The sequence below is a fragment of the Streptomyces sp. WELS2 genome (assembly GCF_013870595.1).
In the GTDB taxonomy this organism is placed as follows: domain Bacteria; phylum Actinomycetota; class Actinomycetes; order Streptomycetales; family Streptomycetaceae; genus Streptomyces.
The window spans coordinates 1-9,892 of record NZ_JACBWZ010000172.1 but is presented as its reverse complement, the minus strand read 5'-3'; the positions used below and the strand labels follow the sequence as shown (position 1 = coordinate 9,892).

6 protein-coding genes and 1 pseudogene are annotated in these 9,892 nt (G+C 71.0%); 6 read left to right on the top strand and 1 reads right to left on the bottom strand.

What is annotated here, in order from left to right; translation table 11 throughout:
- The first annotated feature begins 285 nt into the window (after nucleotides 1-285).
- From H5J33_RS13300 to H5J33_RS13290, 3 genes are all read left to right on the top strand, one after another.
- Nucleotides 286-1,017: a VIT1/CCC1 transporter family protein gene (locus H5J33_RS13300; RefSeq protein WP_181795112.1), complete on the top strand. Its 732-nt coding sequence runs from the start codon at nucleotides 286-288 to the stop codon at nucleotides 1,015-1,017.
- 536 nt (nucleotides 1,018-1,553) lie between these two features.
- On the top strand, nucleotides 1,554-6,065 hold the full coding sequence (gene gltB / locus H5J33_RS13295) for a glutamate synthase large subunit (protein ID WP_181795113.1): 4,512 nt from the start codon (nucleotides 1,554-1,556) through the stop codon (nucleotides 6,063-6,065).
- The gene (locus H5J33_RS13290; protein WP_181795111.1) at nucleotides 6,058-7,521 is read left to right on the top strand and encodes a glutamate synthase subunit beta; all 1,464 of its coding nucleotides are present in this window, start codon (nucleotides 6,058-6,060) and stop codon (nucleotides 7,519-7,521) included. The genes gltB and H5J33_RS13290 overlap by 8 nt, the downstream gene beginning before the upstream one ends.
- 132 nt (nucleotides 7,522-7,653) lie before the next feature.
- Here H5J33_RS13290 and H5J33_RS13285 read toward each other — a convergent pair whose 3' ends face one another.
- The gene (locus H5J33_RS13285; RefSeq protein ID WP_181795110.1) at nucleotides 7,654-8,526 is read right to left on the bottom strand and encodes an aldo/keto reductase; all 873 of its coding nucleotides are present in this window, start codon (nucleotides 8,524-8,526) and stop codon (nucleotides 7,654-7,656) included.
- Nucleotides 8,527-8,586: 60 nt separating this feature from the next.
- Between H5J33_RS13285 and H5J33_RS13280 the strand changes: the two genes are divergently transcribed.
- From H5J33_RS13280 to H5J33_RS13270, 3 genes and pseudogenes are all read left to right on the top strand, one after another.
- Nucleotides 8,587-8,937, top strand: coding sequence for a MerR family transcriptional regulator (locus H5J33_RS13280; protein WP_181795109.1), 351 nt, complete (start codon nucleotides 8,587-8,589; stop codon nucleotides 8,935-8,937).
- A 148-nt stretch (nucleotides 8,938-9,085) separates the two neighbouring features.
- Entirely contained in the window at nucleotides 9,086-9,697 is a 612-nt protein-coding gene (locus tag H5J33_RS13275; RefSeq protein ID WP_181795108.1) for a TetR family transcriptional regulator, read from the top strand.
- A gap of 23 nt (nucleotides 9,698-9,720) precedes the next feature.
- Nucleotides 9,721-9,892 (top strand): annotated as a pseudogene (locus tag H5J33_RS13270) (acetyl-CoA C-acyltransferase); the annotation flags it as partial.

Sequence of the window (9,892 nt, the reverse complement as noted above, 5' to 3'; positions counted from 1 at the left end):
CGTGCCGGGGATTCGGTGTCCGGCCCAGGCGCCGGTGAGGGGGCCGGCGAGCCCGCTCGGGGCCGGGGCGCTGCTTTGCTGTGCTGTGGGCGTCATGACCCGAATCATCCTCCTGGGCGGGCCCTGTTGTGCGGCTTCCGGGAGTACGGCGCGTTCCGGGAAAGCCGCAGGTTAGCCGAGCCTTTCCTTGCTGGCGAAGGACGAGCCGACGACGTAGATTTGGACTTGTCGAAAAGTAGATCGAGTCCAAAGTTAGCTTTGGCTAAGCTTTCCTGGGGGGCCCGCATGGCCATCATCGAAACCGAGGCGGCGCTGCACGAAGCGCACCGCGACAACCACACCCACCGTGATGTCAACGGAGGATGGCTGCGGCCCGCGGTCTTCGGCGCCATGGACGGCCTGGTCTCCAACCTCGCCCTGATGACGGGCGTGGCCGGCGGCTCCGTGAGCCGGCACACCATTGTCATCACCGGTCTCGCCGGCCTCGCGGCAGGTGCCTTCTCCATGGCGGCCGGGGAGTACACCTCCGTCGCCTCCCAGCGCGAACTGGTCGAGGCGGAACTCGACGTCGAACGCCGTGAGCTGCGCAAGCACCCGGACGACGAGGAGGCGGAGCTCGCCGCGCTGTACATGGCCCGCGGGGTGGAGCCGGAGCTGGCCCGGCAGGTCGCCCGGCAGCTGTCCAGCGACCCCGAGCAGGCCCTGGAGATCCACGCCCGCGAGGAGCTGGGCATCGACCCCGGCGATCTGCCCTCCCCGCTGGTCGCCGCCGTGTCCTCGTTCGGGTCCTTCGCCCTCGGCGCCCTGCTGCCCGTCCTGCCGTACCTGCTCGGCGCGGCCGTGCTGTGGCCCGCCGTGCTGCTCGCCCTCGCCGGGCTCTTCGCCTGCGGTGCCGTGGTGGCCAGGGTGACCGCGCGGACCTGGTGGTTCAGCGGGCTGCGGCAGCTCGCGCTGGGCGGTGCGGCGGCCGGTGTGACGTACGCCCTGGGCAGTCTGTTCGGAACGGCCGTAGGATAGCCCGACCGGTACTTATGCGATGGGCCGCATAAGTACCCGTTACTCGCTGGTTTCGACTGCTTTGCGACGGGGCATGAGCCGTAAGCGCTGTGGGCAATGACGCCTGCCGCGCCCCCTCGGGGTGGGTGATGACGCCCGCTCCGGCCCCCTCGGGCCGCCGGACGCCGATCCGACCGATCCTGTCCGTCACGGTCCCCACGACGTCGCCGTCACCGCACGGCACCCGCCGTCCCGGACGGCACCCTGCCGTCACCGCACGGCGTCCGCCGCGTTCGCGCGGCACCTCCGCCGCGACCGCGGTGTCCGCATGATGGAACGAAGTATCCGGTTCCCGGGAACCGCTCCATCATGTAACCTGCACGAAATTTTGATCTCACCGCAGATCTCACGCAGAGGGCCAACGTCGTCCCTCGGCACCTGCCACATGCCACATGACGACGACGGGAGAGCCGATGCGTACGCCGCGCCAGCCGTCCCAGCACTCCACGAACGGCCGGAACTGGTCGTTCATGGATGCTCGCCCTGCTGCGCAGGGTATGTACGACCCCCGCAACGAACACGACGCGTGCGGCGTCGGTTTCGTCGCCACCCTTACCGGCGAGGCGTCCCACACCCTGGTCGAGCAGGCACTCACCGTCCTGCGCAACCTGGAACACCGTGGCGCCACCGGCTCCGAGCCCGACTCCGGCGACGGCGCGGGCATCCTCTCGCAGGTGCCCGACGCCTTCCTCCGTGACGTGGCCGGATTCGACCTTCCCGCGGCCGGTTCCTATGCGGTAGGCATCGCCTTCCTGCCGGAGGAGGGAACCGAGGACGCCGTCTCACACATCGAGACGATCGCCACGGAGGAGGGCCTGACGGTCCTCGGCTGGCGCGAGGTCCCGGTCGCCCCCGAGCTGCTGGGCGCCACCGCCCGCTCCACGATGCCGGTGTTCCGGCAGGTCTTCGTCACCGACGGCGCGAGCGAGGGCATCGCCCTGGACCGCAAGGCGTTCGTGCTGCGCAAGCGCGCCGAGCGCGAGGCCGGGGTCTACTTCCCCTCCCTGTCCGCCCGGACCATCGTCTACAAGGGCATGCTGACCACCGGCCAGCTCGAGCCCTTCTTCCCGGACCTGTCCGACCGCCGCTTCGCCTCCGCGATCGCGCTGGTGCACTCCCGGTTCTCCACCAACACCTTCCCGTCGTGGCCGCTGGCGCACCCCTACCGGTTCGTCGCGCACAACGGTGAGATCAACACCGTCAAGGGCAACCGCAACTGGATGGTCGCCCGCGAGTCCCAGCTGGCCTCCGACCTGTTCGGCCCGCCGGAGAAGCTGGACCGCCTCTTCCCGGTCTGCACCCCGGACGCCTCCGACTCCGCCTCCTTCGACGAGGTCCTCGAGCTGCTGCACCTGGGCGGCCGTTCGCTGCCGCACTCCGTGCTGATGATGATCCCGGAGGCGTGGGAGAACCACGTCTCCATGGACCCGGCCCGGCGCGCCTTCTACCAGTTCCACTCCACGATGATGGAGCCCTGGGACGGCCCCGCCTGCGTCACCTTCACCGACGGCACCCAGGTCGGCGCCGTACTCGACCGCAACGGCCTGCGCCCCGGCCGCTACTGGGTCACCGACGACGGCCTCGTCGTCCTCGGCTCCGAGGTCGGCGTCCTCGACATCGACCCGGCCAAGGTCGTCCGCAAGGGCCGCCTCCAGCCCGGCCGGATGTTCCTCGTGGACACCGCCGAGCACCGCATCATCGAGGACGACGAGATCAAGGCGTCCCTCGCCGCCGAGAAGCCCTACGCCGAGTGGCTGGAGGCCGGCGAGATCGAGCTGGGCGACCTGCCCGAGCGCGAGCACATCGTGCACACCCACGCCTCGGTCACCCGCCGCCAGCAGACCTTCGGCTACACCGAGGAAGAGCTGCGCGTCATCCTCGCCCCGATGGCCCGCGCCGGCGCCGAACCGATCGGCTCCATGGGCACGGACTCCCCGATCGCGGCCCTGTCCGAGCGCCCGCGGCTGCTGTTCGACTACTTCACCCAGCTGTTCGCGCAGGTCACCAACCCGCCGCTGGACGCGATCCGCGAGGAGCTGGTCACCTCCCTGCGCAGCTCGCTCGGCCCGCAGGGCAACCTGCTGGAGCCGACCGCCGCCTCCTGCCGGTCCGTCGTACTGCCCTTCCCGGTGATCGACAACGACGAGCTGGCCAAGCTCATCCACATCAACGCCGACGGCGACATGCCCGGCTTCAAGGCCGCCACGCTCTCCGGCCTGTACCGGGTCTCCGGCGGCGGTGACGCCCTCGCCGCGCGCATCGAGGAGATCTGCGCCGAGGCCGACGCCGCCATCGACAACGGCGCCCGGCTGATCGTCCTGTCCGACCGCCACTCCGACGCCGAGCACGCGCCGATCCCGTCGCTGCTGCTCACCGCGGCCGTCCACCACCACCTCATCCGCACCAAGCAGCGCACCCACGTGGGCCTGCTGGTCGAGGCCGGCGACGTCCGCGAGGTCCACCACGTCGCCCTGCTCATCGGCTACGGCGCGGCCGCGGTCAACCCCTACCTGGCGATGGAGTCGGTGGAGGACCTGCTGCGCGCGGGCACCTTCCTGAACGGCATCGAGCCCGAGCAGGCCATCAAGAACCTGATCTACGCCCTCGGCAAGGGCGTGCTGAAGGTCATGTCCAAGATGGGCATCTCCACCGTCGCCTCCTACCGCGGTGCCCAGGTCTTCGAGGCCGTCGGCCTGGACGAGGGCTTCGTGGAGAAGTACTTCAACGGCACCGCCACCAAGATCGGCGGCGTCGGCATCGACGTCATCGCCGAGGAGGTCGCCGCCCGCCACGCCAAGGCCTACCCGGCCTCCGGCATCGCCCCGGCGCACCGCGCGCTCGAGATCGGCGGCGAGTACCAGTGGCGCCGCGAGGGCGAGCCGCACCTGTTCGACCCGGAGACGGTCTTCCGCCTCCAGCACTCCACGCGCACCGGCCGCTACGACGTCTTCAAGAAGTACACCTCCCGGGTGAACGAGCAGTCCGAGCGCCTGATGACGCTGCGCGGCCTGTTCGGCTTCAGGTCCGACCGCAAGCCGATCCCGCTGGACGAGGTCGAGCCGGCGAGCGAGATCGTCAAGCGCTTCTCCACCGGCGCCATGTCGTACGGCTCCATCTCCAAGGAGGCGCACGAGACCCTCGCCATCGCCATGAACCAGCTGGGCGGCAAGTCCAACACCGGTGAGGGCGGCGAGGACCCGGAGCGCCTGTACGACCCGGCGCGGCGCAGCGCCATCAAGCAGGTCGCCTCCGGCCGCTTCGGCGTGACCAGCGAGTACCTGGTCAACGCGGACGACATCCAGATCAAGATGGCCCAGGGCGCCAAGCCCGGCGAGGGCGGCCAGCTGCCCGGCCACAAGGTCTACCCGTGGGTCGCCAGGACACGTCACTCGACGCCGGGCGTCGGCCTGATCTCCCCGCCGCCGCACCACGACATCTACTCCATCGAGGACCTCGCCCAGCTGATCCACGACCTGAAGAACGCGAACCCGCGGGCGCGGATCCACGTCAAGCTGGTCTCCGAGGTCGGTGTCGGCACGGTCGCGGCCGGTGTGTCCAAGGCGCACGCGGACGTGGTGCTGATCTCCGGCCACGACGGCGGCACCGGCGCCTCCCCGCTCACCTCGCTGAAGCACGCGGGCGGCCCCTGGGAGCTCGGCCTCGCCGAGACCCAGCAGACCCTGCTGCTCAACGGCCTGCGGGACCGGATCGTCGTGCAGACCGACGGCCAGCTGAAGACCGGCCGGGACGTGGTCATCGCCGCGCTGCTCGGTGCCGAGGAGTTCGGTTTCGCGACCGCCCCGCTGGTCGTCTCCGGCTGCGTGATGATGCGCGTGTGCCACCTGGACACCTGTCCGGTCGGCATCGCCACCCAGAACCCGGTGCTGCGCGACCGCTTCGCCGGCAAGGCCGAGCACGTGGTGAACTTCTTCAAGTTCATCGCCGAGGAGGTCCGCGAGCTGCTGGCCGAGCTGGGCTTCCGCTCCATCGAGGAGGCCGTCGGCCACGCCGAGGTGCTGGACGTCGAGCGCGCGGTGGACCACTGGAAGGCGCAGGGCCTGGACCTGGAGCCGCTGTTCCACGTGCCCGAGCTGCCCGAGGGCGCGGTGCGCCACCAGGTGGCCGCGCAGGACCACGGCCTGGAGAAGGCCCTGGACAACGAGCTGATCAAGCTCGCCGCCGACGCCCTGGCCGCGGACGACGCGACCGAGGCCCAGCCGGTGCGCGCCCAGGTCGCCATCCGCAACATCAACCGCACGGTCGGCACCATGCTCGGCCACGAGGTGACGAAGAAGTTCGGCGGCGCGGGTCTGCCCGACGACACCATCGACATCACCTTCACCGGTTCCGCCGGCCAGTCCTTCGGCGCGTTCCTGCCGCGCGGCATCACGCTGCGCCTGGAGGGCGACGCCAACGACTACGTCGGCAAGGGCCTCTCCGGCGGCCGGATCATCGTCCGCCCGGACCGGGCCGCCGACCACCTCGCCGAGTACTCGACCATCGCGGGCAACACCATCGCCTACGGCGCCACCGGCGGCGAGCTGTTCCTGCGCGGCCGTACCGGTGAGCGGTTCTGCGTCCGCAACTCCGGCGCGCTGGTCGTCTCCGAGGGCGTGGGCGACCACGGCTGCGAGTACATGACCGGCGGTCACGCGGTCGTCCTCGGCCCGACCGGCCGCAACTTCGCGGCGGGCATGTCCGGCGGCGTCGCCTACGTCGTCGACCTCGACCGCGACAACGTCAACGCCGGCAACGCCGGTGCGGTCGAGGCGCTGGACGAGACGGACAAGCAGTGGCTGCACGACGTGGTGCGCCGCCACGCCGAGGAGACCGGCTCGACCGTCGCGGAGAAGCTGCTGGCCGAGTGGGACACGGCCGTGGAGCGCTTCAGCAAGATCATCCCCAGCACGTACAAGGCAGTGCTCGCCGCCAAGGACGCCGCCGAGCGAGCCGGTCTCTCCGAGACCGAGGTCACCGAGAAGATGATGGAGGCGGCGAGCAATGGCTGACCCGAAGGGCTTCCTGAACCACGGCCGCGAGGTCGCCGAGACCCGCCCCGTCGCCGAGCGGGTCAAGGACTGGAACGAGGTCTACGTCCCCGGCTCCCTGCTGCCGATCATCAGCAAGCAGGCCAGCCGCTGCATGGACTGCGGCATCCCGTTCTGCCACAACGGCTGTCCGCTGGGGAACCTGATCCCCGAGTGGAACGACTACGCCTACCGCGAGGACTGGGCCGCCGCCTCCGAGCGGCTGCACGCCACCAACAACTTCCCGGAGTTCACCGGCCGGCTCTGCCCGGCCCCGTGCGAGTCGGCGTGCGTGCTGGGCATCAACCAGCAGCCGGTCACCATCAAGAACGTCGAGGTCTCGATCATCGACAAGGCGTGGGAGACCGGGGACGTCGCCCCGCAGATCCCCGAGCGCCTGTCCGGCAAGACGGTCGCGGTCATCGGCTCGGGCCCGGCGGGGCTCGCCGCCGCCCAGCAGCTGACCCGGGCCGGCCACACGGTCGCCGTCTACGAGCGCGTGGACCGCGTCGGCGGGCTGCTGCGGTACGGCATCCCCGAGTTCAAGATGGAGAAGCGGCACATCAACCGCCGTATCGAGCAGATGCGCGCGGAGGGCACCCGGTTCCGCACCGGCGTGGAGATCGGCCGCGACATCAAGGCGACCGATCTGAAGAAGCGCTACGACGCGATCGTGATCGCCGCCGGTGCCACGACCGCCCGCGACCTCCCCGTCCCCGGCCGGGAGCTGAAGGGCGTCTACCAGGCCATGGAGTACCTGCCCCTGGCCAACAAGGTGCAGGAGGGCGACTACGTGACCCCGCCCGTCTCCGCCGAGGGCAAGCACGTCGTCGTCATCGGCGGCGGCGACACCGGCGCGGACTGCGTCGGCACCGCCCACCGGCAGGGCGCGGCCTCCGTCACCCAGCTGGAGATCATGCCCCGCCCGAACGACGAGCGGCACCCGGTCGCCCAGCCCTGGCCGACCTTCCCGATGCTCTACAAGGTCACCTCGGCCCACGAGGAGGGCGGCGAGCGGGTCTACTCCGTCTCCACCACCCACTTCGAGGGCGACGAGGACGGCAACGTCCAGTGGCTGCATCTCACCGAGGTGGAGTTCGTCGACGGCAAGCTGACCCAGAAGCCCGGCACCGAGCGGAAGATCCCGGCCCAGCTGGTCACCCTCGCCATGGGCTTCACCGGCACCGACCGGGAGAACGGCCTGGTCGAGCAGTTTGGTCTAGACCTCGACGAACGGGGTAACATCGCCCGCGACGCCGACTTCCAGACCAACGTGCCGGGTGTGTTCGTCGCCGGTGACGCCGGCCGCGGCCAGTCCCTCATCGTCTGGGCGATCGCGGAGGGCCGCTCGGCCGCCCGCGGAGTCGACCGCTACCTGACCGGGGCCAGCGACCTGCCGGCCCCGATCCGCCCGACGGACCGCGCCCTGGCGGTCTGACGCGCGACCCACCGGACCCCCGGGTCCGCACAGAGACGTTACGTACAAAGGCGTACGGAACACTGACGGCGCCTGCCCGCCTGTCCCCGACCGGACACTGGGCAGGCGTCGTTGCATGTCCGCGCCCGGGCGTCACGCGCCCGCGTCGATCCGCCGGTACTGCTCCTCGGTGAGGGCGAGCCCGAGCGCGGCGGCGTTCTCCGCCAGGTGGGCGGGGGAGGAGGTGCCGGGGATCGGGACGATGTTCGGCGCGCGGTGCAGGAGCCAGGCCAGCGCGGTCTGCGCGCGGGTGGCGCCGAGTTCGGCGGCGACGGCGGCGAGCGGCCCGCCGTCGGCCGCGTGCGCACCCATGGCGACCGGGAAGTACGGCAGGAAGGCGATGCCGGCCTCGGCGGTGTGGTCGATCACCGGGTCATGGCCGCGGGTGGCCAGGTTGTACACGTTCTGCACACTGGCGATCGGCGCGATGGCCGAGGCGGCGGTCAGCTCCGCCACCGACACCTCGGACAGCCCGATGTGCCGTACCTTTCCCTCCTCCTGGAGCCGCTGGAGGGCGCCGATCTGGTCCGCGAGCGGGTAATCGGGGTCGACGCGGTGCAGCTGGAACAGGTCGATGCGGTCGGTGCGCAGCCGGCGCAGGCTCAGCTCGGCCTGCTGCCGCAGATACGCCGGGTGTCCGTGGGTGATCCACTCCGTCGGGCTCGGCCGCAGCACACCCGCCTTCGTGGCGATCACGATGCCGTCGCGGTACGGGTGCAGCGCCTCGGCCAGCAACTCCTCGTTGGCGCCCAGCGCGTAGGCGTCGGCGGTGTCGAACAGGGTCACGCCCAGCTCGGCGGCCCGGCGCAGCAGCCGTACGGACTCGGCGCGGTCGGTGGGGGCGGTCCAGATGGGCGCGGTCATGCCGGACCGCTCGTGCGGGGCGTTCGCCAGGCGCATCGCGCCGTAGCCGATCCGCCGGACCTCCAGGTCGCCGCCGATGCGGAATACAGTCGGGTTCGTCATGGCCGAGACGCTAGGAGCTGACATGGATGTGAGCTTCAAGCGGATGTGAGGGGGTTCACAGTGAGGATCGGGGAGCTCGCCCGGACGACCGGCGTGAGCGTCCGGCTGCTGCGGTACTACGAGGAGCAGGGCCTGCTCGTCGCCGGCCGCACCCCCGGCGGGCAGCGCGTGTACGACGACGGCGCCCCCCGGACCGTCCGCCGGATCCGCGCCCTCCTGGACGCCGGGCTGCCCACCCGGGTCATCCGCGAGGTCCTGGACTGCGTGTGCGGCGGCGAGGCGGAGGTCGAGCCGTGCCTGACCCCGGTGCTGGTGGAGCAGTTGCGGGGCATCGAGGAGCGCATCGCCCGGCTGGAGGGCTCCCGCGCCTCCCTGACCCGGCTGCTGACCACCGCCTCCACCCTTCCCTGACAAATGTTCGGCGCATTAGCGTGGCCCTGTGACAGGCGCCGAGAGCCCGGCCCGCGCCCCCCGGGCGCGGACTGCTCCGCGGCCGCACCGCCGTCGTCGCCGTCGGCGGCCGGCCCGCCCGAGATCCGGAGCAGATCACAATGGGTGCGTGCCGACCAAGAAAAAACCCCAGGTGACCGCGGCGGCGGACCGGCGCGGCGAGCTCCTCGGCACCGCTGCCGAGGTCTTCGCCGAACACGGCTACAACGCCACCACCGTCCGCCGGATCGCCGACCACGCCGGAATCCTCGCGGGCAGCCTCTACTACCACTTCGACTCCAAGGAGTCGATGCTCGAGGAGATCCTGCGCACCTTCCTCGACGAGCTGTGGGACGGCTACGACACCGTCCTCGCCTCCGGACTGGGGCCCCGTGAAACCCTGGAGGCCCTGGTCACCGAGTCCTTCCGGGAGATCGACCGGCACCGCGCCGCCGTCGCCATCCACCTGAAGGAGAGCCGGCAGCTCGTCACCCAGGACCGGTTCGCCTTCCTCGCCGAGTCCCAGCGCCGGTTCGAGGAGGCGTGGCTCGGCACGCTCGAACGCGGGGTCGCCGAGCGGGTCTTCCGCGCGGACCTGGACATCCGGCTCACCTACCGGTTCGTCCGGGACACCGTGTGGGTCGCCGCCTCCTGGTACCGGCCCGGCGGCAAGCACAGCCCCGAGGAGATCGCCCGCCAGTACCTGTCGATGGTGCTGGACGGGATCGCCGTACGCGAATAACCCCTTTCCCGCAGGGAGTTGCCATGGCCGAGGCCTACATCGTCGAAGCGGTCCGCGTGCCCGCCGGACGGCGCGGGGGAGCGCTCAGCGCCGTCCAGCCGGCCGATCTGGGCGCCGTGGTGCTGACGGCGCTGATGGAACGCTCCGGGATCGACCTGGCCGCCGTGGACGACGTGATCTTCGGCCGCCCGTTCA